At 57.7% G+C, this 21,944-nt stretch carries 23 protein-coding genes and 1 pseudogene; 13 read left to right on the top strand and 11 right to left on the bottom strand.

Annotation, left to right across the window (positions count from 1 at the left end):
* The first annotated feature begins 80 nt into the window (after positions 1-80).
* Genes flhA through QZ869_RS00475 form a run of 6 tightly spaced genes read left to right on the top strand, consistent with a single transcriptional unit; the run spans position 81 to position 4,848 of the window.
* Entirely contained in the window at positions 81-2,171 is a 2,091-nt protein-coding gene (gene flhA / locus QZ869_RS00500) for a flagellar biosynthesis protein FlhA (protein WP_296018268.1), read from the top strand.
* Positions 2,168-2,920, top strand: coding sequence for a flagellar biosynthetic protein FliR (gene fliR, locus QZ869_RS00495; protein ID WP_296018269.1), 753 nt, complete (start codon positions 2,168-2,170; stop codon positions 2,918-2,920). The genes flhA and fliR overlap by 4 nt, the downstream gene beginning before the upstream one ends.
* A 5-nt stretch (positions 2,921-2,925) precedes the next feature.
* On the top strand, positions 2,926-3,333 hold the full coding sequence (locus tag QZ869_RS00490; protein WP_296039083.1) for a hypothetical protein: 408 nt from the start codon (positions 2,926-2,928) through the stop codon (positions 3,331-3,333).
* A gap of 41 nt (positions 3,334-3,374) precedes the next feature.
* Positions 3,375-3,929, top strand: coding sequence for a rod-binding protein (locus tag QZ869_RS00485; protein WP_296018272.1), 555 nt, complete (start codon positions 3,375-3,377; stop codon positions 3,927-3,929).
* A 23-nt stretch (positions 3,930-3,952) separates the two neighbouring features.
* Positions 3,953-4,318, top strand: coding sequence for a hypothetical protein (locus tag QZ869_RS00480; RefSeq protein ID WP_296018273.1), 366 nt, complete (start codon positions 3,953-3,955; stop codon positions 4,316-4,318).
* The gene (locus QZ869_RS00475; RefSeq protein ID WP_296018274.1) at positions 4,315-4,848 is read left to right on the top strand and encodes a hypothetical protein; all 534 of its coding nucleotides are present in this window, start codon (positions 4,315-4,317) and stop codon (positions 4,846-4,848) included. The genes QZ869_RS00480 and QZ869_RS00475 overlap by 4 nt, the downstream gene beginning before the upstream one ends.
* A gap of 225 nt (positions 4,849-5,073) precedes the next feature.
* Here the strand turns inward: QZ869_RS00475 and fliP are convergent, their stop codons facing one another.
* From fliP to flgB, 10 genes and pseudogenes are all read right to left on the bottom strand, one after another.
* On the bottom strand, positions 5,074-5,811 hold the full coding sequence (fliP, locus tag QZ869_RS00470) for a flagellar type III secretion system pore protein FliP (RefSeq protein ID WP_296018275.1): 738 nt from the start codon (positions 5,809-5,811) through the stop codon (positions 5,074-5,076).
* Complete coding sequence (locus tag QZ869_RS00465; protein WP_296018277.1) at positions 5,808-6,371, bottom strand: flagellar basal body-associated FliL family protein; 564 nt, start codon at positions 6,369-6,371, stop codon at positions 5,808-5,810. The genes fliP and QZ869_RS00465 overlap by 4 nt, the downstream gene beginning before the upstream one ends.
* 79 nt (positions 6,372-6,450) lie before the next feature.
* On the bottom strand, positions 6,451-7,176 hold the full coding sequence (gene flgH, locus QZ869_RS00460; RefSeq protein WP_296018278.1) for a flagellar basal body L-ring protein FlgH: 726 nt from the start codon (positions 7,174-7,176) through the stop codon (positions 6,451-6,453).
* Positions 7,173-7,703, bottom strand: coding sequence for a MotE family protein (locus QZ869_RS00455; protein ID WP_296018279.1), 531 nt, complete (start codon positions 7,701-7,703; stop codon positions 7,173-7,175). Before QZ869_RS00455 ends, flgH begins: the two co-directional genes overlap by 4 nt.
* A pseudogene (locus QZ869_RS00450) lies at positions 7,700-8,737 on the bottom strand (flagellar basal body P-ring protein FlgI); the annotation flags it as partial. The pseudogene QZ869_RS00450 and the gene QZ869_RS00455, both read right to left, overlap by 4 nt.
* 83 nt (positions 8,738-8,820) lie before the next feature.
* Entirely contained in the window at positions 8,821-9,309 is a 489-nt protein-coding gene (gene flgA / locus QZ869_RS00445) for a flagellar basal body P-ring formation chaperone FlgA (RefSeq protein ID WP_296101996.1), read from the bottom strand.
* 17 nt (positions 9,310-9,326) lie between these two features.
* A complete protein-coding gene (flgG, locus tag QZ869_RS00440; RefSeq protein ID WP_296018281.1) occupies positions 9,327-10,115 on the bottom strand; it encodes a flagellar basal-body rod protein FlgG in 789 nt (262 codons plus the stop codon).
* Between the two features lie 18 nt (positions 10,116-10,133).
* Complete coding sequence (locus QZ869_RS00435) at positions 10,134-10,481, bottom strand: flagellar hook-basal body complex protein FliE (protein ID WP_296018284.1); 348 nt, start codon at positions 10,479-10,481, stop codon at positions 10,134-10,136.
* Positions 10,481-10,897 (bottom strand): flagellar basal body rod protein FlgC, encoded by a 417-nt coding sequence (gene flgC, locus QZ869_RS00430; protein ID WP_296018286.1) that lies wholly within the window; start codon positions 10,895-10,897, stop codon positions 10,481-10,483. Before flgC ends, QZ869_RS00435 begins: the two co-directional genes overlap by 1 nt.
* Position 10,898: 1 nt before the next feature.
* Positions 10,899-11,288, bottom strand: coding sequence for a flagellar basal body rod protein FlgB (gene flgB, locus QZ869_RS00425; protein ID WP_296018288.1), 390 nt, complete (start codon positions 11,286-11,288; stop codon positions 10,899-10,901).
* Positions 11,289-11,496: 208 nt separating this feature from the next.
* On the opposite strand from flgB, the gene QZ869_RS00420 reads away from it, so the two are divergent.
* The 3 genes from QZ869_RS00420 (at position 11,497) to QZ869_RS00410 (ending at position 15,193) form a co-directional block, all read left to right on the top strand.
* Positions 11,497-13,254 (top strand): hypothetical protein, encoded by a 1,758-nt coding sequence (locus QZ869_RS00420; protein WP_296101994.1) that lies wholly within the window; start codon positions 11,497-11,499, stop codon positions 13,252-13,254.
* A 111-nt stretch (positions 13,255-13,365) separates the two neighbouring features.
* A complete protein-coding gene (gene folD / locus QZ869_RS00415; protein WP_296101991.1) occupies positions 13,366-14,265 on the top strand; it encodes a bifunctional methylenetetrahydrofolate dehydrogenase/methenyltetrahydrofolate cyclohydrolase FolD in 900 nt (299 codons plus the stop codon).
* 199 nt (positions 14,266-14,464) lie between these two features.
* Positions 14,465-15,193, top strand: a complete 729-nt coding sequence (locus QZ869_RS00410; protein WP_296101990.1) for a hypothetical protein — start codon at positions 14,465-14,467, stop codon at positions 15,191-15,193.
* 102 nt (positions 15,194-15,295) lie between these two features.
* Here the strand turns inward: QZ869_RS00410 and QZ869_RS00405 are convergent, their stop codons facing one another.
* On the bottom strand, positions 15,296-16,324 hold the full coding sequence (locus tag QZ869_RS00405; protein WP_296039112.1) for a LacI family DNA-binding transcriptional regulator: 1,029 nt from the start codon (positions 16,322-16,324) through the stop codon (positions 15,296-15,298).
* A gap of 274 nt (positions 16,325-16,598) precedes the next feature.
* On the opposite strand from QZ869_RS00405, the gene QZ869_RS00400 reads away from it, so the two are divergent.
* The 4 genes from QZ869_RS00400 to QZ869_RS00385 all read left to right on the top strand — a co-directional run bounded on the left by QZ869_RS00400 (position 16,599) and on the right by QZ869_RS00385 (position 21,927).
* The gene (locus QZ869_RS00400) at positions 16,599-17,960 is read left to right on the top strand and encodes an ABC transporter substrate-binding protein (protein ID WP_296075852.1); all 1,362 of its coding nucleotides are present in this window, start codon (positions 16,599-16,601) and stop codon (positions 17,958-17,960) included.
* 97 nt (positions 17,961-18,057) lie between these two features.
* A complete protein-coding gene (locus QZ869_RS00395; protein ID WP_296101988.1) occupies positions 18,058-19,071 on the top strand; it encodes a carbohydrate ABC transporter permease in 1,014 nt (337 codons plus the stop codon).
* 1 nt (position 19,072) lies between these two features.
* Positions 19,073-20,233 carry a carbohydrate ABC transporter permease gene (locus tag QZ869_RS00390; protein ID WP_296039066.1) on the top strand — a complete coding sequence of 387 codons (1,161 nt, stop codon included), beginning with the start codon at positions 19,073-19,075 and terminating at the stop codon, positions 20,231-20,233.
* A gap of 38 nt (positions 20,234-20,271) precedes the next feature.
* Complete coding sequence (locus QZ869_RS00385; RefSeq protein WP_296101987.1) at positions 20,272-21,927, top strand: alpha-glucosidase family protein; 1,656 nt, start codon at positions 20,272-20,274, stop codon at positions 21,925-21,927.
* Positions 21,928-21,944: the final 17 nt, after the last annotated feature.

Genomic DNA, 21,944 nt, shown 5'->3' with positions numbered 1-21,944 from the left:
CGTCCAACAGGTCGGCAAGCCTTTTCATGATGGGAAGGTTTTGGATCGCCTGCCGGTTCTCATGATGAGATGGAGTTAAAATGGCTACCCCGCCCAGCGTAATGCCACTTCCGAAAGTCGCCCCGCGCGGACGCGACATTGGGTTTGCAGCGGGCATCGTTGCCATCTTGTGCATTCTGTTCCTGCCGATCCCACCCTTCATGATCGATATGGGACTGGCATTCTCCATCGCCTTTTCTGTTCTGATCCTGATGGTGTCACTGTGGATACACCGTCCGCTTGATTTCTCCTCATTCCCGACGATCCTGCTGATCGCCACCATGATCCGCCTGGCGCTCAACATCGCGACGACGCGTGTGATCCTGTCGCATGGTCACCAGGGCCACGACGCCGCAGGTGGCGTGATTGCAGGCTTTTCGAGCCTGGTCATGTCCGGCGACTTCGTCATCGGTCTGATCGTCTTCCTTATCCTGATCGTGGTGAACTTCATCGTCATCACCAAGGGTGCCACGCGTATCGCAGAAGTCGGCGCCCGCTTCACCCTGGACGCCATTCCCGGCAAGCAGATGTCGATCGATGCGGATCTGTCGGCAGGTATCATCAACGAGAAGGAAGCACAGCTTCGCCGTCGTGAGCTGGAAGAGGAAAGCTCCTTCTACGGTGCGATGGACGGTGCGTCGAAATTCGTTCGCGGCGACGCCATCGCCGGTCTGCTCATTACCATGATCAACGTCTGTGGCGGCATCATCATCGGCGTCTTCCGCCACGGTATGCCGGTTGGCGAGGCGGCTGACGTCTTCGTCAAGCTTTCCGTTGGTGACGGTATCGTCACGCAGGTGCCTGCTCTGATCGTTTCGCTGGCGGCTGGCCTTATCGTCACCCGTGGCGGCACCCTCGGCTCCACCGATACAGCCGTCATCAACCAGCTGAGCGGTTATCCGAAGGCACTGTCCGTTGCCTCCGGACTGATGTTCATTCTTTCTCTTGTGCCGGGTCTTCCCTTCCTGCCCTTCGTTTCCCTCGGTGCAGGCCTCGCGCTTGGCGCGTGGTTCATTCCCCGCCAGATGCAGCGCGATAAGGACGTCGCTCAGGCCGAAGAAGACCAGAAGGTGGCCGACGCCAACCAGGCTGAAAGCGAAACGGTCAAGAGCGTCTTGCGCACCACGGAGATTGAGCTTGCACTTGGCAAGCAGGTGTCACCGCGACTTCTTGGCGCGCATCAGGAACTCGGTTTCCGCGTGGGCAAGATGCGCAAGAAGTTCGCTGCGCAGTACGGTTTCGTCGTGCCGGAAATCAAGGTCACCGACGATATCGCCATTCCCGACAAATCCTACCAGATCCGCATCCATGGAACGACGGTCGCAGCCAATACGCTGCGCGTCGGTGAAGTGCTCGTCATTACCGGCAAGGGCCGGCGTCCTTCGGTTCCTGGAGACGATGTCAGAGAACCCGCTTTCGGCATGCCAGCCGTCTCGGTTCTGGAGCATTTCGTCGACGATCTGAGACGCGAAGGCTTCCACCCGATCGACAATATTTCTGCTCTGTTGACGCATGTCAGCGAGGTCATCCGCAACAACCTTCCGATGCTGCTGTCCTACAAGGACGTCAAGGTGCTGATCGACCGGCTCGATCCGGAATACAAGAAGCTGGCCGACGAGATCTGCTCATCTCACATGTCCTATTCAGGCCTGCAGGCCATTCTGAAACTTCTTCTGGCCGAGCGGGTGTCCATCCGCAACCTGCATCTCATTCTCGAAGCCGTCGCCGAACTGGCACCGCACCTGCGCAAGACCGAACAGATCGTCGAGCACGTACGCATCCGCATGGCCCAGCAGATCTGCGGCGACTTGTCCGACAATGGCGTCCTGCGGGTCTTGCGTCTTGGTACGAAGTGGGACGTGATCTTCCAGCAGGCGCTCAAACGCGATCCGAAGGGCGATGTCGTCGAGTTCGATATCGATCCGCGCCAGGTCGAAGAGTTCAGCAACGAGGCGACGAAAGTAATCCGTGAATATATGGATGTCGGACTGCCATTCGTGCTTGTCACTCTGCCTGAAACACGCGCATATGTGAGAATGATTACGGAACGACTCTTCAGCACCTTGCCCGTGTTGTCGCATGTCGAACTGGCAAAGGGCACGGAAATCAAGATACTCGGCTCCATTTCATGATTTCGGATCCACAAGGAACCATCATGGCGCTGTTCCTGGCCTTTTGCCGGATCGGCGCCTGTCTTATGGCGATGCCTGGATTTTCTTCAGCCCGGCTTCCTGTACAGATCAGATTGTTCCTTGCCTTGACCCTGTCGCTCGCGCTCCTGCCATTGCTGTGGGATGTGATCTATCCAGTGACGCAGGGCAATATCGTCGCCTTCTTCAAGGCAATGGTCTTTGAAACACTCGTAGGAGCGATGTTCGGACTCATTGCCCATCTCTATCTGCTTGGCATGCAGTTTGCCGCAACCGTCATGGGTACGGCGATAGCGTTTACCGGTCCACCGGCGCAGGATGTGCTGGAGGATACCTCGGAAAGCCAGCTTGCCAGCATGCTGACTTTCGGCGTCTTGCTGCTGCTGTTCATTCTCGATTTTCACCACGTGATCTTCAAGGCGCTGGTGGAGTCCTATACCTCTATCCCGCTTGGCGGACCCGTGACGGCGCAGCGCATGTTGATTAGCCTCACCGATACGCTCGCGGCCTCCATGAACGTTGCTATCCGGGTTGCGAGCCCCTTCATCCTGTACGGCTTCCTGTTCAACGTGGCGATTGGTCTGATCAACAAGCTAGCGCCACAGATACCGGTCTACTTCATCTCCACGCCCTATGTTCTGGCAGGCGGCTTGCTGCTTCTCTACTTCGGTATCGCCGCGGTGGTGAACCAGTTCGTCAACGGTTTCTTCCTCGTTTTTGCGAATATGTGAGTGACATGGCGGATCTATCGAAATCGAAGAAGCTCGACAGATTGGTAAAGGTTCAGGGGCACCTGAAGAAGATGGTCGAGAACGAATTGGCCATCACCACCCGCGAGCGGACCGAGCTTGCCGAACGGATCGAGGAGCTCACCGGCTATCTGACCACCTATGATCCGCTTCATCAGGATATGCTCAAACATTATGTGATGCGGCACAGTCGTCTGATGGCCCGCGATGTCCGTCTGGAGGCCATTCAGCAGGTTCAGGAAAACCAGCTGCTGAAGGAAACCAAGAAAGGCGAGAAGCTGGAGGACAAACGCGACAGCGCCCGCGAAGATGAGGCGAGGGAGCGTGACGACAACAGCATCTACGAACTTGTCGATCTGCAGATCAGCCTGAAGTCCAGCCTCCAGCAAGGTTAGGCGCTTATCGTCATCCGATCAAAACGTGAAAGGATGACGACGTGGCGATTTCTCCTCCAAGCGATCTTGTGCTTGATGTGGTCAATGCGGCCGACCCTATGCAGGTCTCCGCTGCGCGCGAAAAGCTGCGGGCGGTTAGTGCGACGAAGGAAGCTTCGGTGCTGACGGCCAGCAATGCCGGTTTTGCATCCGCCATCAACAGCTTCGAAACGCCGGAAAGCAAGGCGGGCTTCTCTCGGGTTCATGCGTCGAGCGATCATGAGAAAATCCCAGAAACCTACCGGAAGTTCGAAGCAAGCGTACTCAACACCTTCATCCAGAACATGATGCCGTCCGAAACCGAGGAAGTCTACGGCAAGGGCGTGGCCGGCGACTTCTGGAAAGGCATGATGTCCGAGCAGATGGCAGACGCCATGTCCAAGAAGGGCGGCATCGGCATTGCCGAACAAGTCTACTCGCAGGCGCTCCAGCACCAGCGCAACGCAGCCCCCGTGTCGGCCGGCAATGAGGACGACAAGAAGATCGCGATGAGCATGGTCACCGAGTTTCAGCGCCGCATCTTCTCTGACACCGACACCAAGAAAACCCAAAGCTGAGCAAGGCGGAGAGCTGAAGCAAGATGGAAATTGTCAATAACGACTACAGAATTCAGGCTGTTCTTGGCCGTCTCGAAACGGTCATCGACAACGAGAATGCCCGGATCGGTAAAGAGCCTGATTTCGATTTCAAACTGTCGAATGCCCATAAGAGCCGCTGCTTGTATGAATTGACCATGCTGATCCGCGATGTCGACGGGCCAAAGATCGCCGACGCTCATCGACAGCAAATCCTGGACATCAAGGCCAAGCTTGCCATCAATACACGTCGGGTCGAGGCCAGCCTCAAGGCTGTCAAGGCAGTCGTCGATCTGCTCAAGGACGCCCAGAAAAAGGCCGAGGATGACGGCACCTACTCGCTGCAACAATTCGCTCGTGAGGCGCAATGATTAAGCTGATTGCCACGGGGGTCTGGGTTCTTATCCTGACCCTTGGCGGGGTCTTTGCTGCTGCCAAGTTCGGCCAACCGCCGGCCGAGGATCATAAGGCCGATGCGCCGCCGCCTCCGCAGTATGTTCAGGGCGATCTGCTGACGCTGCCGGTGGTCAACGGCGGCAAAGTGTCCGGTTATTTTCTGGTGCGCTCCACGCTACTGGTCGATTCCGTCATGATGAAACAGATCAACGTTCCGATGCCGGCTTACATGACGGACGAGTTCTACGGCCTTCTTATCGGCGACAAGGTCCTCGACGTGAAGGATGCGGGCAAGTTCGATGTGGCAGCCTTTAAAACGAAGATCAAGGATGGCATCAACGCGCGGATGGAAAAGCCGCTCGTTCAGGACGTGCTGATCCAGCAGATGGACTTCATCTCCAAGGAAATCATCGATTCCAAGGACCCGACGCGCAAGCCGCAGAAGATCGTGATCAATACCGATCCAGAGCCGCCGAAACCGGCAGCGGCCAGCCCATCACACTGACCGCATCACCCCGTAAAGACACGGGGGGAATGTCCGGACCGACGATTCCAGTTGCAAGTTTCCCACGCAACAACATCGGTCCGGATGTCGGAATTACTTCAAAAAGCGACCATGCCAGGATGCTCTGTCGCGGGAAGCGTCGTTTTCGCAGTCTATCACGCGAAAGGACGTCAAAGTGTCGGCAAGCTCGGCGCTACGCGCCTGTTCCACTGGGGCGAAAAAGCTTCAGTAAAACGATCTTACCAGTGAGCCGACTAGCAGATTCCAGCCATCGATCAGCACGAAGAACAGGATTTTGAACGGGAGCGAGATGGATGTCGGCGGCAGCATCATCATGCCCATGGCCATGGTGATGGTCGCGACCACCATGTCGATGACGAGGAACGGCAAGATTACCAGAAAGCCGATTTCAAAGCCGCGCCGGATCTCGGACAGCATGAAGGCCGGGACGAGAATGCGGTATTGCGGCTGCGTACCATTCATCGTTTCCTGGCCGCGCTCGCTTGCTAAATCGACGAAAAGAGCCAGATCCTTCGGTCGCGTGTTGGCCAGCATAAAGGTGCGGAAAGGTTCTGCCGCCCTCTCGATCGCCTGCGCTTCCGTGATCTGGTTCTGCATCATCGGCTGGATTCCATCGTTCCACGAGCGCTCGAAGGTCGGCGCCATGACGTAGAAGGTCATGAACATCGCCATGCTCGTCAGGATCATGTTGGATGGCGTCGTTCCAAGCCCCATGCCCGAGCGCAGAATGGAAAAGGCGATGATGAACCGGGGGAAGCTCGTGACCATGATCAGGATGCCGGGCGCGATCGAAAGGATCGTCAGCAATCCGAAGGTACGAATGATCCATGCCGCAGCAGAGCCGTCGACAGGCAGATTTAACAAATCAGCCGGTGACTGCTGCGCAAAAGCAATCCCTGGGACCAGGGCGAAAGCAATCAGGCAGATGAGGGTGCGAATCATTCTATCACGAAGGTTTTGAATAAAACCTTGGATACGCGCCCTTTCGATCTGAGGTCAACAATCTCTGTCAGGTCATCCCTAAGATATTGGAAGCCGCGTGGGCCCTGAATTTGCTGGAGGGGCACTGTTCTGACATAGGCCATGAGTTCCTGGTGCAGTTCCTGCACCAGTGCGGGATCGGACGGGCCGTTGAATTGCAGGGCAAGTTCGAGCCTCACCCAGTTCTCCGCCGGATATCCTAGGTTGGTAATGATGGGATCGAGGTTTACCAGGCTTGGACCTGCCGCTGCGCCATGTCCCTCACCCTTGGGTGCTTCTCCATGCGCCTCTGCCTTCGGTGCCTCATGCCCGCCGGCTGCGGCAGTCTCTGCGGGCGCCTCAGGCGCGGGTGCCGGGACCGCAGTTGCCGTCGAGGCAGGTGGAGCCGGCACGAAAAGCATCTTGCCGACGAACCAGCCGCCGCCCAGCCCGAGAAGAGACAGAACCGCGACCGCGCCAATAACCGGAATAGGCGAGCTTTTCTTGGGTGCCGGTCCTTCAAGTGCCAACTGGTCGGTCATGGGTCTGTTGCCTGTCTATGATTTGCAGCTGGCCGAGCCGCGCCCTAACTGCCCTGTAGTACGAGATTTCGCGCGATCGTCAGATCGGCGAGAAGAGGTCGACGACCTGCTGTCCGACCGGCGGCTGCTGAACTTCCATCAGCCTGCCGCGGCCGCCGTAGGAGATGCGTGCTTCGGCGATCTTTTCGTATGACACGGTGTTTTCCGAATTGACGTCCTGCGGTCTGACGATGCCTGCGACGTTGAGGATGCGGATCTCGTGATTGACGCGCACTTCCTGCGAACCGCTTATCAGCAGGTTGCCGTTTTCCAGAATGCCTGTCACGACCGCCGCCACGAGAAGCGTCAGCTTTTCTGCGCGGTTTATCGAGCCCTTGCCGTTGGCTTCGCTGTCGTTGTCGAAGCTTAGAGACGAGTCCGCTTGTGGCTTCCAGCCGAGGATCTCCGCGTCTGCCTTCCAGCCGGTTTTTCTATTATTCTTCCGGCTGCGGTCAGTCTGGTTATCGAATGACGCCTTGTCGTTGATCTGAATGTTGACGGTCAGGATGTCGCCGATATTGAGCGCTCGCGAGTCCTTGAAGAGCGCCGCCTTGCTGTCGCTCCAAAGAGAATAGCCGCTGGCCGCATGCAGCGGCTGTTTCGGATAAGCCGACAATTGGGGGGCCTGACTGAACTGCAGGCCGCTCCCAATCGGGCTCATGGCCGGCGCATTGCCGATTTCTCTCAGTGTCTGGTTCTTCGTGACGCTCTCGCATCCGGTCAGGATGCTCGCGGCTGAAAGGGCGAGGATGAGCGCTTTTTTCATGACGGATCTCTTGATGTGTTTTTATCGGTCGCACTGGCCATGATCGAAGCGACAGTCGCCGCTTTCTTCGCGTCCATTTCGCTGAGGATCAGCCCGGACTGGCGTGCCGGCAGTTTCATGATGATGGCAGCGGCAATACCGGGGTTCAGTTCTTGCAGCTGAGGTGCAGCTGCATCCGGCTTCATCGTCTTGTAGACATTGACGAGATTGGCTTCTGCCTGCTGGAGGAAATCGTTGCGGCGCTTCAGCCAATCCTCATATTCGGCCTTGCGTGCCTCAAGGGTGGCAACGCGCGCATCGATATCCTGCTGGAGCTTCTCAAGATCCTGCTTTTGCATCAGATAACGCTGGTCGCGCGCCTGATCGATAATGTTGGTGCAGTATTGCTGGATTTCCTGCCCGCTGGTTTCGCCCGTGGTGACACGCACCTGCTCCTGGGCTCGTGCCGATGGCAGCGCGCCTGCAACAACGAAAAGGGCGAGAAGAACGCGCTTCGGCGTGAATATCTTGGAAGCGGTAACCGTCATTGCAATACCAACTCTGCCTGAAGCGCGCCTGCGGACTTGATGCCTTGAAGAATGGCGATGATGCCGTCCGGCTTGACGCCCATGTTGTTCAAACCGGCCACCAGCGACCGAAGGCTCGGACCTTCGAGAATGGCGACGGGGCCTCCGCTTTTGTCGGCCTGGATATCCGTCTGCGGCTGCACGGCTGTCTGACCGCGTGAGAAGGGGGCGGGTTGAATAACCTGTGGTGATTCAGTCACTTGCACTGTCAGCGTACCGTAGCTCACCGCCACCTTCGAAACGCGAACGTCCGCGCCTATGATGATGGTTCCCGTGCGCTCGTTGATGACGACCTTGGCCGGCGTATCGGTCTCGACTGCGAGGTTTTCGATGCTTGCCATCAGACGCGTCAGATCCGCCGTTCGTGGCTTCTGGATATAGACGACCTGTGAATCGCGCGCTTCTGCGATCGGCTCGCCGAAAGATGTACGGGCATAGGAGTTGATGGTGTCGGCAACGCGGATGGACGTCGAAAAATCCGGGTTCCTCAATTGCAGTACGAGATTGACGGAATCCTTGAATTGCGACGGCAGCTCGCGTTCGATAATCGCGCCACTTGGGACGCGGCCTGCGGTCGTGACGCCCTGTGTCAGCTGCGCTGCCTGCCCTTCGGCGTTGAAACCGGACACGATCACTGAGCCTTGCGCGACAGCGTAGATCTGGCCGTCGGCACCGGACATGGAGGTCATGATCAGAGTGCCGCCACGCAGGGACGAAGCATCGCCAAGAGAACTGACGCTGACATCCAGCCTGCTGCCGGGGCTGGCAAAGGGCGGCAGATTGGCCGTGACCATGACAGCTGCGACATTCTTCGAGGTGGTCTGGTTGCCCTGCATCGAAATGCCGAGATTTTGCAGCATGGCGCGCATGGACTGTTCGGTGAAGGGCGAGGAACGCATGCTGTCGCCGGACCCCTGAAGGCCGACGACAAGACCATAGCCGATCAACTGGTTTTCACGCCCGGCCTGCAAGGATGCGATATCCTTCACCCGCGCCACCGTCTGGGCTACGCCCTCGGATGCAGCCGCAAGGAACGTCATGGTCGCAATTGCCGCGACGAGAAAACCTTGACGAAAACTCATTGCTGGAGGACCTCCACGGTTCCGTCGCGCATTGCCGTGCCGTTGATCGTCACGCCGGTGTCCTTGTTTCGGACACGCACCACATCGCCCGCCATTGCATCTTCGATGGCAACGCCGGATGCTGACAGGTTCATGCCGTTCTTGCTGTAGGTGATGCGGACCGTTGCGCCTCGTTCCACCGCATAAGGATCGCGCAGGTCGCCGAGAGGAATGGTGCGTCCTGCGACAAGCGTCCTCTTGGACACTTTTCCGACGACGTCCTTGACCGATTCCGAGTAGCCCGGCGCGATGTTGGGATTGGTGACGGGAACCTCCGTCACCAGGCCGTGGGTAATGACTTCGCCAGAAAAAATCGTGGCTGTGGGGACGACAGCGAATTTCTGCTGCGACATTGCAAGCCCCGGTGCGGACATCGACACAGCCAATGCCATCACGAAAACTGCTTTGCGACCTTGAACAGGCATGATTTTCGGGCGGAACTTCATGTTACCCTACCTTCTCGTTACTTCAGGTTCTGGCTGACGATCTGAGCCATCTGATCGGCGGTGGTGATCACCTTTGAGTTCATTTCATAAGCGCGCTGGGCGGAAATCATGTCAGTGATTTCCTTGACGGAATCGACGTTGGAGCCTTCGAGGTAGTTCTGCTTCACGTAGCCGAAGCCGACCGACTGAGGCGTGGCATCGACAGCTGCACCTGAGGCGTCCGTCTGCGCAAAGAGGTTGTCGCCAAGCGGGCGCAGGCCAGCTTCGTTGGCGAAGTTGCTCATGCTCAGCTGGCCGACTTCGGTCATCTGTGTGGCCGTGCCGATACGAACCGAAACGATGCCGTCCGCACTGATCTTGGTTTCGGTCGCGTCCGTCGGAATGGTGATCGCCGGCAATACCGGATATCCGTCCGTCGTCACCAGACGTCCGGTGGAGTCCATGTTGAAGGCGCCCGCACGGGTGTAGAGCGTGGCATTGTCGGGACCCTGCACGCGGAACCAGCCCTTGCCGATGATAGCGACGTCGAGGTCGTTACCGGTTTGGGAAACGGGGCCCTGGATGTGAAGCTTGCGGACAGCCGATGTCTGGACACCGAGACCGATATTGGCGCCTTCCGGCACCATCGCCTGGTTTGCGCGGTTCATCACGCCCTGCGCACGTTCCGTTTGGTACAGCAGGTCGGTAAATTCGGCACGGCCGCGCTTGAAGCCGGTGGTGTTGATGTTCGCGATGTTGTTCGCGATGACCTCAAGGTTCGTCTGCTGGGCATCCATGCCCGTCGCTGCGATTGCTAAAGCTCTCATTTCTTAGGTCCTCACGGGTCAAATCTGCATTTTAACGACATCGAGATAAGCCGAAACGAGCCTGTCTCGCAGTGCTACGGCCGTCTTGAGGGTCTGGTCCGCCTGCATCACGGCATCGACGACCTCGCGCGTGCTGGCCTTGCCCTGTAGGCCGGCAAAAGACATGGCTTCGCTGGTCTTCAACGAGTCCATCGCGTCCTGTGCGACACCGCCCAACACGCTGGCGAAAGTCGGGCCGACAGTCGCGGTAGCGGCTGTGGATACGGCTGCGCCAGCGAAGGAGGTCAGTCCGCTCGCCACACCCTTGAGGCTGTCCATGGCGGAGTTGCTGGTCAGCGATTTTACGTTGTTGATGGAGTCGATCATCACGTAGCCTTCAATAGGTCTATGGTTGAGGTAATCAGATCGCGGGCCTGCTTGATGACCTGGAGATTGGCTTCATAGCCGCGGTTTGCTTCGCGAAGATCGGCCATTTCGATCAGCATGTTGACGTTCGGCAGCTTCACCATGCCCTTGTTGTCCGCAGCCGGGCTGTCCGGGTCGTATTCCTCGGTGAAGTTGGATTTGTCGAAGCCGAGCTTCTTGACCTGAACGAGATTGGTTCCGGTTGTGCGATCCAGCTCGTTGGCGAACGTTATCGTCTTGCGGCGATAGGGGTCGGCACCTGGCGTGTCGCCCGTCGTTCGCGAGTTGGCAATGTTTTCAGAAACGATGCGTAGGCGCGTGGCCTGCACGTCCATGCCGCTTCCTGCAATTTTCAACGACGAGGATAAAGAGTCCATCTTACTTGCCCACCGCAGTCATCATCATGGTGTGGAAGGAGCGCACGAGCTGGGTGTTCAGCTCGAACTGCCGCTTGATCTCGCCCGTCTTGGCCATTTCCGTCGACAGCGAAACGGTATTTCCCGATTCCTGGACGCCAATTTCACTGGCGAGTGGCGCGTCCTTCAGGCCGATCTTGCCTGCACCCGTAACAGCCAGCTCCATATGGGCGGGGTTGGTGCGGGCCATCTGCATTCCGACCGACTTCAGTTCGGATTCGAAAGGCGCGACTTCCTTTGCGCGATACTGCGGCGTATTGGCATTGGCAATGTTGGTAGCGACGACTTCCTGACGGATTGAAAGCCACTCGGCTTGCCGGGAAGCCAGCGCAAACAGCTGAATCGGCTGCATGACAATTCTCCGTGTTTAACCTGCCATTGGTCTAGAGACACAATCTTGCGCGGGACTTACGGAGGACGACGATGCTATCGGCGGGAAGCGGCATCGTCAGGTTTTAGCCGATCATTAACCATTTGTTTGCCATGGCCGTTTAGGTTTCATTGATAGTTCCGTCAGATGAACGGTCCCACAGCCCTGCGGGTTTGCGATGGTTTTGCACTTGAAAAGACGTGTCGGTTCGGCCTCCGGGCAGCCAAAGACAGGCAGGTGGCGCCGTGCGGCCCTTTCGTCGTGCTTCGTTCTGACCCTGGCTGCCACAGGCGCCGTCTTGCCATCGCTTCTCGTTCCCGCTTCACCCGCAACCTATGTCTCTCATGCTGTGGTGAAGATCTCCACTCCTGGCGCAGGTTCGATCGATACCGACCGCCTTGCCGCCTCCGTGCAGCAGAGCATTCTATCCCCGCTTTCGCTCACACTCGCCATTTCGGACTTGAAGCTAAAGCCGGGCGATGTGATGGGTGTTGCTGAAGAGGGGAGGATCGCGATGCTTGCGAAGCTTCTTCTGGGGGATGTGCAGCAGCAAATTCCAGTGAACGCCATTGAAGAGGCGTTGCGCAGTTCGGTGAAAATCACCGCGTCTTCGAAGAGCAGTATTGACATCGACGCCATGGCTGCAACGCCCCAGGCTGCAACGCGTATTGTCGATTACCTCGCAGGCCAGGTCGCCAAGACTGCCGGCGACGAACAGGCGAGCCCGGAATTACAGGCGGTTGAAAAGGCGCGAGCCGCACTCGATACCGCCGAAGGCGCGTTGACGGGGTTCCAGATGCGCAACGGCAACGACATCGTTTCCCGCATTCAGAACCTGCAGCAGTCGCTTCACGAAGCCGATGCGACGACCGCGGCTCTTGGACAGAAGGAGCATGATCTCGCGCAAGCCGTCACAAAAGTTTCGTCTATGAGGGCGGACGATGTGCTGACAAAGGCGCTGCCACCACTTGCTCCTTTCGATGCCCTCGCTTCGGTCAGGGACAACTACACCACGGCGAAACTTGCGCTTGACGACGTCAATGTCGATCACGGCCCGAAGCACCCCCGCACCATTGCAGCGCAAGGCGCAGTCAATGCCGCTCGGTCCGCCGCGATGCCCGCATTGCGCCGGGCTCTGGAAAGCGTCAAAGGCGAATTGAAGGAGGTTTCTGCCAGCCTCAACGCTCAGACGCGCCAGAAAACCGCAATCGAGGATGAGTTGCGCGCCATGGGGGCCGCACCCGCTGAACTCGCAAAGCTGGAGAAGGCTTTGGACAGCGCCAGGCGCGAGTATCTGGTTGCCAGCCAGAAGGCCGGTCCGTTTGCTGCCCCCGCCATCTCCTCAGTAGTCGCTAAACCGGCGTCGCCCGGTGTACTCCAGGATCAGAACTCCGGTATCATGAACGGCGTCATGGCCGCTGGCGGCGCGCTGTCTGGCATGCTGCTGGCACTTTTCCTGATGAGCTTCCGTCGTTCCAAGACAGAAGAGCAACATGAGATCGCCCCGCAGGAGGACGTTTCCAACACCGTGATCATCGACGACGCCTCGGCAAACGCCGAAGCTGCTCGCGATCAGTACTTCCAGATCGAACCCGATATTTTCCATGATATCGTCGCAGATGACATCGAGCTTCGCTCTGACGACCGGGCCTATGATCTTGAGCCGGACGAAGAGCCCCATTACGGCCTCCACGACGAGCCAGCCAACGATATTCCGCTCGATGAGCGTGTACGCCAGGTTCTTATGGCCAACCGCGTTCGGATGGAGAAAAAGGTGGAGCAGGGCGATGGATCCTGGCTGCCGCCTTTGCTTGCCGCAGCCTTGGAAGGCAAGGCTGAGCATATAGGGGCCGAGACGGAAGAGGTGCGTGCCCTGCGGCGGGAAATCGCCGCGCTGAGGCAAAGAGTGAGCGGCTTTGCCGAAGACGACATGCGGCGTCGCGCCTGATCCACTGATTTCTCCTTGCAATCTATAGCGTCGCGCAGCATTAGGGTTTCGCTCTAGGCAGGGTTCGCGGGCGAGCCGAGTCCCGCCGTGATGTTCTCAGGAGGCAGTCATATGGTGGTTGTGATCGACGGCAAGGCCAAAGCGGTATCCGTGACGGATGCTGTGAAAGACGCGGCGGAGCGGCTGGAGCGTGAAACCGGCAAAAAGCCCGGTCTGGCTGTGGTCATCGTCGGTGACGACCCTGCAAGCCACGCCTACGTGAACTCCAAGAGCAAGATGGCAAAGCAGTGCGGCTTCAACTCTGTGCAGCACACGCTGCCGGAAGAAACGACACAGCAGGAGCTTGCTACCCTGGTCGCGACGCTGAATGCGGACGCATCGATCCACGGCATTCTCGTTCAGTTGCCGCTTCCCAAGCATCTCGATTCCGATCCGATCATCCAGTCGATTCTGCCGGAAAAGGATGTCGATGGTCTGAGCGTCTTGAATGCCGGAAAGCTCGCTGTCGGCGATCTGAAGACAGGCCTGCTCTCCTGCACCCCGGCCGGTGCCATGCTTCTGGTTCGCAGCATCCATGGCGATGATCTGTCCGGCCTGAACGCCGTGGTGATCGGTCGTTCCAACCTGTTCGGCAAGCCGATGGGTCAATTGCTGCTCAACGCCAACGCAACGGTGACGATGGCGCATTCGCGCACTAAGGATCTGGCCTCCGTCTGCAAGTCCGCCGACATTCTGGTTGCCGCCGTCGGTCGCGCGCAAATGGTGAAGGCCGATTGGGTCAAGCCCGGCGCGACCGTCATCGATGTCGGCATCAACCGCATTCCCGCACCCGAAAAGGGCGAGGGCAAGTCGAGGCTCGTCGGCGATGTGGCGTTCGAAGAGGCAAGTGCGGTCGCCGCGGCCATCACGCCTGTCCCCGGCGGCGTTGGTCCGATGACGATTGCCATGCTGATGGCCAACACGGTGATTGCTGCGCACAGAGCGCTCGGCAAAGACGCGCCGACGTTCTGAGTTCAAAACCGAAAATATAAAAACATTCGGACACAAGACCGGATAGGTTTGTGCTGAATGCTGTTCTGCAAGAATGGTTTTAGCTCCGAAGAGTGGCGGCAGATTTTGCTTGCCATGCTCCATCAGTCGTTTGTGTTTGTCACCGACGCGGCGTAACCTGAAGATCGGCCACGCATGCCGGTTCTATAAGGACGCCGCAATGATTTCAGAAACCTTCGCAATCATCAGCAAGAATTTCCTATTTTACGTCGTTACAGTTTCTCTCATCATTGCTGCAATTATTCTGGATGATCATTTTTCTCACACATCGAGTCAGACCACGGGTTTCATCTGGATTTTGCTTTCACGATGGACGCAGGTATCCATGCTATACAATCGAAGATTTAAAGATCAGGGTCGACAATATTATTCACTGTCAAAAGATCTTGGTTTCTTCGGTAAAAATATTCTCATTATTCTATTGGCCACCGTCTCAGCCATCGCGACGGCGGTCTACTTCGGAAGCAATCAGGGCAATTTTACCGGTTTGGTGTTGATTTACGGTATTCTGTTTTCGTTGATCGTGTCTTCTGTTCTCTACGCTTTGATCGGCACGTGGCTACCTGCTGGGCTTTACGGATCTGCAACTCGCTTTGGTGACGCGCTTAGACGTGGATCTCGCACTTTCGCAAAGACCTTCGCCAGAATTTTCATCGCGATGGCGATCCCGGCCGCAATCTCTTTTATCGTCACCGCATTGATGTTCGCTCGCGGTGATTCCGGGAGCATCTTCGTCGCTGGAGTGATTAATTCCCCCTCTTTGCTAATTGCTATCTGCCTAAGCACGTTGGAGGCCGTGAGCGTCACTTACGTATCGGTTGTGCTAACGCGGGAATATATGCGCGCGGAGGGTTTGTCAGTGATGCCGACACTCGAGGCTGCGACGTAAAGTTGGGCATCGCCGGCCATAGGGGCTTGGGTTTTAACTGAGGCGGTCAGCTGCAGTTTGCATCAAATTTTACTGAGGCCACTAAGACAGCCGGGGGTAGATCTAACGAGGAGCGGGACCGGTCGAGGCGCGCACCACCAGTTCCGCTTTCCAAAGCTCCTGAAATGGCTCGTTGCGGCCGGTTTTGATCTGGCCGATCAGCCGCTCCGCAACCCGCATTCCTGCCGCTCGCAATGAAGATCGAGTTGTGGACAGGGGGACGGAGAAGTTTACCGGCTTCAAAAGCGGCAATACGTCGTCATGGGCGATGAGTGAAATATCTCTGCCGGGTCGCAGACCTCTCTGGTTGAGCGACCGGATGGCGCCAAGTGCCAGGGCAGTGGAGGCGCAAAGCACGGCAGTCGGCTTTTCAGGCTGGTCGAGCAGGCGCTCCATCGTCAAGAATCCTGCCTCATCCGTCATGACGCTGTGACTGACCTTGTCGGGGTGGAGCGATAGGCCCTGTGCAGCAAGCGCCGATTCCACGCCGCGATAGCGGCGAAACGCGAAGTCATAGCCGTCGGGACCGTTGATCAGCGCAATATTCTGGTGCCCAAGTTGCAAAAGTAGCGAGGCGGCGTCGTGGAATGCGCCCTCATTGTCGACATCCAGATAGGGGTAGTCAGGCTCGACGCCCCAGGATCGGCCGTGAACCATGAAGGGGATAGACAGGCTCTTCATCATCGCGATGCGGCTGTCGTTCTTTTTCATGTAAGCCAGATAAATTCCATCGACAGTGCCGCTTGCTGCAAGATCTTTCAGAACCTCTTCCTCGTCGCTAGGCTCAGTGGGCATGATGACGAGATGAAAGCCGTTCTTTGCCGAGACTTCGCCAAGCCCGTTGAGGAACTCTCCGAAGTGAACGTCGGACTGATGGTCCGGTCCCGTCTGCATGACGAGGCCAATGGAGCCGACCTTGCCGGTCGCCAGCCGCTGCGCTGCCGCGTTGGGTCGATATCCGTTCTGGCGCGCCGCCTCGATGATCTTCCGGCGCGTCTCGGCATTGACTTCGGGATAGCCGTTCAAGGCGCGGCTGATCGTCGTCTGAGAGATGCCAAGCAACTGCGATAGTTGTTTCAGATTCATGCCCAGCCTCCCTCTGCTGCTCAAGCCCGCGGACTCTGGAAAGGGACGGCTCCTCCACCGTCTCCAAACCGCTTTGAAGGCTAGCAAGTGTTGGAGCGCTAGACAATTCAAAAAACTCTGCTGCAGCGCAAATACAGTCTCTCGCACAGCAAAAGAGGACCAAATTTGGGATGATCATCAACCCTCTTGACTCTAAGCAATTCTCAATGAGATGAATAGGCAGCCAAAGCGCTTTGAAAAGACACGCCGAAGCCGATTAATGTGATGGGAGGTAGATCACATGAAAAAATTATTTTTAACGACCGTTGCCGTTGCCACGCTTCTGTCGGGCGCATCCTTTGCCGCCGATCTCAAATTCAAGCCGGGTGAAGACAGCAAGTTCAACTGGAAGAGCTACGAAGCCTTCAAGGCCGCCAATTCCAGCCTGAAGGGCGAAACGCTGACCATCTTCGGACCGTGGCGCGGCGAAGACGAAGCGCTGTTCCAGTCCGTGCTGGCCTATTTCGCCGATGCGACCGGCGTCAATGTCCGTTATTCGTCTTCGGAAAATTACGAACAGCAGATCGTTATCGACACGCAGGCGGGCTCGCCGCCAAACGTCGCGATCCTGCCGCAGCCTGGCCTTCTGGCTGACCTCGCCGCCAAGGGACTTCTCACTCCGCTCGGTGACGAGACGGCAAATTGGGTGAAGGAAAATTACGGCGCGGGCCAGTCCTGGGTCGATCTTGGCATGTACAAGAACAAGGACGGCAACAAGGCCTATTTCGCCTTCCCGTTCAAGGCCGACGTCAAGTCGCTGGTCTGGTACGTTCCTGAGAACTTCGAGGAAGCCGGTTACAAGGTGCCGGAAACCATGGAAGATCTCGTCAAGCTCAGCGACCAGATCGTGGCCGATGGCGGCACGCCATGGTGCATCGGTCTCGGCTCTGGTGGCGCGACCGGCTGGCCGGCAACCGATTGGGTCGAAGACTTCATGCTGCGCACGCAGCCGCTCGACGTCTACCAGAAGTGGACGACGAACGAGGTGAAGTTCAACGATCCGCGTGTCGTTGCCGCAATCGAGGAATTCGGCAAGTTCGCCAAGAACGATAAGTATGTTTCGGGCGGTGTTGCCGCTGTTGCCTCCACCGACTTCCGTGACAGCCCGAAGGGCCTCTTCGACATTCCACCGAAGTGCTACCTGCACCGTCAGGCTTCCTTCATCCCATCCTTCTTCCCCGAGGGAACGAAAGTCGGAACGGATGTCGACTTCTTCTACATGCCGACCTTCGCTTCCAAGGCAGATCTTGGCAAGCCGGTTCTGGGTGCTGGAACGCTCTTCACCATCACCAAGGATTCCAAGGCTGCGCGCGCGCTCGTCGAATTCCTGAAGACGCCGATCGCCCACGAAGTGTGGATGGCGCAGTCCGGCTTCCTGACACCGTTCAAGGGCGTCAACAAGGACGCCTATGCCAATGATCAGGTGAAGCGTCAGGGCGAAATTCTGACGACGGCCACTACCTTTGGCTTCGATGGTTCCGACCTCATGCCTGGCAAGATCGGCGCTGGCGCGTTCTGGACCGGTATGGTCGATTTCGTCGGTGGCAAGTCTGCCGAACAGGTCGCCAACGACATTCAGAAGGCCTGGGACGGCCTGAAGTAATCCTCAGATCCAGCCCGGCCGTCATTGATGCCGGGCTGTTCAGATAGAACGGCGCGGACCACACGGGCCGAATACACGCAAGATCGGGGAGGGAATGATGATCACGCAAATCGTATCCGCGCTGGGTGTCGTTATTGTCGGCGTCTTTGCCTGCGCCGCCTATTACTGGCTGTCGGACAAGGCGTTGCAGTTTATTTTTCCGGTGCGGGACGGCGATGTCATTCACGCTTCGCGCAATCTCAACCGCCGCGCGGCCATTCGTCCCTGGCTCTTCGTCGGGCCGGCCCTGCTGCTGCTTGCCGCCTATCTTGTTTACCCGGTCGTTGCGACCTTCATCCTGTCCTTTTACGATCGCACAGGCACCAATTACGTCGGCTCCGCCAATTATGTCTGGGCTTTTTACGACGCCGGTTTCCGCCAGTCGATCTTCAACAACATTCTCTGGCTCGCCGTCGTGCCAGCCGCCTGCACCTTCCTTGGTCTCGTTATCGCTGTGATGACTGACCGCATCTGGTGGGGTAACATTGCAAAGTCCATCGTCTTCATGCCGATGGCGATTTCCTTCGTCGGCGCGTCCGTCATCTGGAAATTCATTTATGAGTATCGCGGCGAGGGGCAAACGCAGATCGGCCTGCTGAACGCGCTCGTCGAGTTCTTCGGCGGCAATCCGCAGGTGTGGATTTCCATGCCCTTCTGGAACAACTTCTTCCTGATGATCATCCTGATCTGGATCCAGACCGGCTTCGCCATGGTCATCCTGTCGGCGGCCCTTCGCGGAATCCCTGAAGAAACCATCGAAGCTGCTGTCATCGACGGTGCCAATGGCTGGCAGATTTTCTGGAAGATCATGGTGCCGCAGATATGGGGAACCATCGCCGTTGTTTGGACCACCATCACCATCCTCGTCCTCAAGGTGTTCGATATTGTTCTGACCATGACCAACGGTCAGTGGAACACCATGGTTCTTGCCAATCTCATGTTCGACTGGATGTTCCGCGGCGGTGGTGATAGCGGGCGAAGTGCCGTTATCGCGCTTGTCATCATGGCAGCCGTCACGCCGATCATGATCTGGAACATCCGCCAGGCAAACCGCGAGATGGAGGGCCGCTGATATGACCATCGCAACCCGTCTGCGCCGCATCGGCCTGCCCCGTCTTATCGTCCATGCCAGCGTCCTCTTCATCGTTCTGCTCTGGCTTTTGCCGACACTCGGCATTCTGGTCAGCTCATTGCGCGATAAGGATCAGATCGTCGTCTCCGGCTGGTGGACGGCCTTCTCCAGTTCCAATCAAACGCAAGCGTTGCGTCTTGCCGATCCATCCACACAGACCCAGCAGGGAGACCGCTTCGTTATTGCCGGGAACGTCTTTGGTGAAGGCAAGAGCGGCCATGTCTCCGCCTTCGGCGTGCGTGTTCAGGAACCGGCAGCCTTCAAGGCCGGTACGTCTGCCGATCTCGGTGATGGCGAGACGCTCCAGCTCAACGAGGACGGCAGCTATCAATATAGCAAGAATGCCAGCTTCGAAGGATCGCGCGCAAAACGCGTCTATGTCGTCGTTTCCACGCCGCCAATCTTCACGCTCGACAATTATCGCACCGTGCTCCTCTCCGAAGGGATCGGTCAGTCCTTCGTCAACTCTCTGACAGTCGCCATTCCCGCAACCATCATTCCGATATTGATTGCGGCGTTCGCCGCCTACGCGCTCTCTTGGATGCGCTTCAGTGGCCGTTCGTTGATGATTGCACTTGTGGTCGGTCTGATCGTCGTACCGTTGCAGATGTCGCTCATTCCGCTGCTCCAGCTCTATAACTGGATCGGCAACGTCTTTGGCGTGCCGTCCAAGACCTATGCCGGCATCTGGTTGGCACACACAGCCTTCGGTCTGCCGCTCGCCATCTATCTGCTGCGCAATTATATCTCAGGCCTGCCGAAGGAAATCATCGAGAGCGCTCGCGTCGATGGCGCCAGCGATTTCGAAATTTTCGTCAAGATCGTCTTGCCGCTGTCCTTCCCGGCGCTCGCCTCCTTTGCCATCTTCCAGTTTCTCTGGACCTGGAACGACCTGCTCGTCGCCATGGTGTTCCTCGGCACACAGAAGGATGAACTGGTGCTGACTGGTGCGTTGAACGCGCTGCTCGGCTCGCGTGGCGGCAACTGGGAAATTCTTACCGCGTCGGCCTTCGTCACCATTATCGTGCCGCTCTGCGTCTTCTTTGCGCTCCAACGTTACCTTGTGCGCGGCCTCTTGGCTGGCTCCGTCAAGGGAGGCTGATCGAACCCATGAATGCTTTCAATCAACAGGACAATGCCATGACCGCGACCGTTTCTTCCGCTCTCACTCCCGACAAGGATTGGTGGCGCGGCGCTGTGATCTACCAGATTTATCCGCGCTCCTATCAGGACTCCAACGGCGATGGCATCGGAGACCTGAAGGGCATCACCTCCAGACTGGAACACATTACCAATCTCGGCGCGGATGCCATCTGGATCTCGCCCTTCTTCACTTCGCCCATGCGGGACTTCGGCTACGACGTCTCGAACTACGTCGATGTTGATCCGATGTTTGGCACGTTGGCGGATTTCGATGGCCTTATTACTGAGGCACATCGCCTTGGTATCCGCGTGATGATCGATCTGGTTCTGTCTCACACCTCCGACCAGCATCCCTGGTTCGTGGAAAGCCGGTCCAGCCGCAGCAATCCGCGGGCGGATTGGTATGTTTGGAGCGATGGCAAGCCGGACGGCACGCCGCCCAACAACTGGCTGTCGATCTTCGGTGGTTCCGGTTGGCAGTGGGACCCGACCCGCATGCAATATTACATGCACAATTTCCTGACCTCGCAGCCGGACCTCAATCTGCATAACCCGGAAGTTCAGGAAGAGCTGTTGAACATCACCCGCTTCTGGCTGAAGCGCGGCGTCGATGGCTTCCGCCTCGATACGATCAACTTCTACTTCCACGACAAGGAACTGCGCGACAACCCTGCACTTGCGCCAGAACGCCGCAATGCTTCGACCGCGCCTGCCGTGAACCCTTATAATTTCCAGGAACATATCTACGACAAGAACCGCCCGGAAAACCTCGAATTCCTCAAGCGCTTCCGCGCCGTTCTGGACGAGTTCCAGGATATCGCCGCTGTCGGCGAAGTCGGTGACAGCCAGCGCGGTCTTGAAATCGTCGGCGAATACACGTCGGGCGATGACAAGATGCAGATGTGCTACGCCTTCGAATTCCTGGCGCCGGATGCGCTGACGCCGGCCCGCGTTGCAGAGGTCCAGGCATCCTTCGCCAAGGCGGCTCCTGAAGGCTGGGCCTGCTGGGCTTTCTCCAACCACGATGTCGTGCGCCATGTGACCCGCTGGGGTGATGCGGTCGAGGACAAGGATGCTTTCGCCAAGGTGCTGTCGGCTCTTCTGATGACCCAGCGTGGCTCTGTCTGCATTTATGAGGGAGAAGAGCTTGGCCTGACGGAAGCCGACATCGCCTTCGAAGATCTGCAGGATCCCTACGGCATTCAGTTCTGGCCGGAATTCAAGGGCCGCGATGGCTGCCGCACGCCAATGGTCTGGGATGCCGGCCACGCGCAGGCAGGCTTCTCCACTTCCGACAAGACATGGCTTCCTATCCCGACGGAACACAAGATGCGCGCAGTCAGCGCGCAGCAGGGCAACGAAGGCTCCGTTCTGGAGCACTATCGCCGCTTCTTGGCGTTCCGCAAGCAACACCCTGCCTTTGCAAAGGGCAAGATCGAATTCCAGGACGCGGATGCGACTGTCTCGAGCTATACCCGCACGCTTGGCAACGAAACCGTGCTTTGCCTCTTCAACCTCTCCGCAGTCGCAGCAACGGCAAAACTACCGGACGGTGAGTGGGACGTCTTGGAAGGCCACGGCTTTTCGGCTGAACGGACTGGGACGACCGTAGAACTTCCGGCATGGGGCGCGTTTTTCGCCCGGCACGCGTAACAGGATAGGGAGGAGCA

Origin of the sequence: uncultured Agrobacterium sp. (genome assembly GCF_913777885.1) — a bacterium.
GTDB lineage: Bacteria > Pseudomonadota > Alphaproteobacteria > Rhizobiales > Rhizobiaceae > Agrobacterium.
Note: the sequence above shows the minus strand (reverse complement) of the source record. Positions and strands in the feature narration are given on the sequence as shown.

Coding starts and splice junctions, on each gene's coding strand:
- QZ869_RS00390 (WP_296039066.1), top strand. CDS start 19,073: ATGACCATCGCAACCCGTCTGCGCCGCATCGGCCTGCCCCGTCTTATC.
- flgA (WP_296101996.1), bottom strand. CDS start 9,309: ATGAAGTTCCGCCCGAAAATCATGCCTGTTCAAGGTCGCAAAGCAGTT.
- QZ869_RS00490 (WP_296039083.1), top strand. CDS start 2,926: ATGGCGGATCTATCGAAATCGAAGAAGCTCGACAGATTGGTAAAGGTT.
- QZ869_RS00475 (WP_296018274.1), top strand. CDS start 4,315: ATGATTAAGCTGATTGCCACGGGGGTCTGGGTTCTTATCCTGACCCTT.
- QZ869_RS00410 (WP_296101990.1), top strand. CDS start 14,465: ATGATTTCAGAAACCTTCGCAATCATCAGCAAGAATTTCCTATTTTAC.
- QZ869_RS00480 (WP_296018273.1), top strand. CDS start 3,953: ATGGAAATTGTCAATAACGACTACAGAATTCAGGCTGTTCTTGGCCGT.
- flgB (WP_296018288.1), bottom strand. CDS start 11,288: ATGCAGCCGATTCAGCTGTTTGCGCTGGCTTCCCGGCAAGCCGAGTGG.
- QZ869_RS00385 (WP_296101987.1), top strand. CDS start 20,272: ATGACCGCGACCGTTTCTTCCGCTCTCACTCCCGACAAGGATTGGTGG.
- flgH (WP_296018278.1), bottom strand. CDS start 7,176: ATGAAAAAAGCGCTCATCCTCGCCCTTTCAGCCGCGAGCATCCTGACC.
- fliR (WP_296018269.1), top strand. CDS start 2,168: ATGATTTCGGATCCACAAGGAACCATCATGGCGCTGTTCCTGGCCTTT.
- QZ869_RS00435 (WP_296018284.1), bottom strand. CDS start 10,481: ATGATCGACTCCATCAACAACGTAAAATCGCTGACCAGCAACTCCGCC.
- flhA (WP_296018268.1), top strand. CDS start 81: ATGGCTACCCCGCCCAGCGTAATGCCACTTCCGAAAGTCGCCCCGCGC.
- flgC (WP_296018286.1), bottom strand. CDS start 10,897: ATGGACTCTTTATCCTCGTCGTTGAAAATTGCAGGAAGCGGCATGGAC.
- QZ869_RS00395 (WP_296101988.1), top strand. CDS start 18,058: ATGATCACGCAAATCGTATCCGCGCTGGGTGTCGTTATTGTCGGCGTC.
- QZ869_RS00465 (WP_296018277.1), bottom strand. CDS start 6,371: ATGACCGACCAGTTGGCACTTGAAGGACCGGCACCCAAGAAAAGCTCG.
- flgG (WP_296018281.1), bottom strand. CDS start 10,115: ATGAGAGCTTTAGCAATCGCAGCGACGGGCATGGATGCCCAGCAGACG.
- folD (WP_296101991.1), top strand. CDS start 13,366: ATGGTGGTTGTGATCGACGGCAAGGCCAAAGCGGTATCCGTGACGGAT.
- fliP (WP_296018275.1), bottom strand. CDS start 5,811: ATGATTCGCACCCTCATCTGCCTGATTGCTTTCGCCCTGGTCCCAGGG.
- QZ869_RS00455 (WP_296018279.1), bottom strand. CDS start 7,703: ATGACGGTTACCGCTTCCAAGATATTCACGCCGAAGCGCGTTCTTCTC.
- QZ869_RS00400 (WP_296075852.1), top strand. CDS start 16,599: ATGAAAAAATTATTTTTAACGACCGTTGCCGTTGCCACGCTTCTGTCG.